Source organism: Bartonella sp. MR30HLJHH, assembly GCF_042194195.1.
Classification (GTDB): domain Bacteria; phylum Pseudomonadota; class Alphaproteobacteria; order Rhizobiales; family Rhizobiaceae; genus Bartonella; species Bartonella grahamii.
On sequence record NZ_JBHIMO010000105.1, the window covers coordinates 1 to 603 of the forward strand.

Sequence of the window (603 nt, forward strand, 5' to 3'; positions counted from 1 at the left end):
CGAACATCAGGTTGTGCAATGGCTTCACGAAAAGAAGCCCTTAACCCCTCATAAGAAGTCAATCCCGATAAAGCCCCAAGCCATGCACCACGGCGCACAAGCGTGCCATGAACTGGTAGGATAGCAACATTGTTTTGTACTACATAAGTTTCAGGGGGTCTTAAAGCTTCCGTATCCCCTTGCGCAAAAGCCTTAGGGGGAAACTTTTCTCCCTCAAAAAGACGCGGCGCAAGAGCATTCAAAATGATATTAAGCTTTGTCGATGCAAGCATATGAGGAACACCAAAAAGCCGTGATGCCAAAAACGGCATGTCGAGATTATTCACCATTTGTATGTGCCTCACTGCCTTGGTTACTTTCATAAGTTTCAGAAGGTTCTGAATCTGCGGGATCAATTACTTGATTGCTACCAGAGGGCGCTGCCATATCCGTGTCAAAAGATAAGCCGCGTGCACGAGCGTCTGTGTGCTCTTCTTGCATTTCGGCATGAATGCTGTCGATATCAAAGCCGCGCTCGGCAAGTGCCATGCGTCGTGTTTTCAAGCCTGCACGGATTTCTTCTTTTTCCGCTGAGATATCCTTGTTTGGATCAATCATTTCAAG

Annotated in this window: 2 pseudogenes; both read right to left on the reverse strand. The window is 46.9% G+C overall.

Features of this window, described 5'->3' with window-relative positions:
* Positions 1 to 329: pseudogene (locus ACFIKR_RS09570) on the reverse strand (S49 family peptidase); the annotation flags it as partial.
* Positions 319 to 603, reverse strand: a pseudogene (locus tag ACFIKR_RS09575) (phage portal protein); the annotation flags it as partial. The pseudogenes ACFIKR_RS09575 and ACFIKR_RS09570, both read right to left, overlap by 11 nt.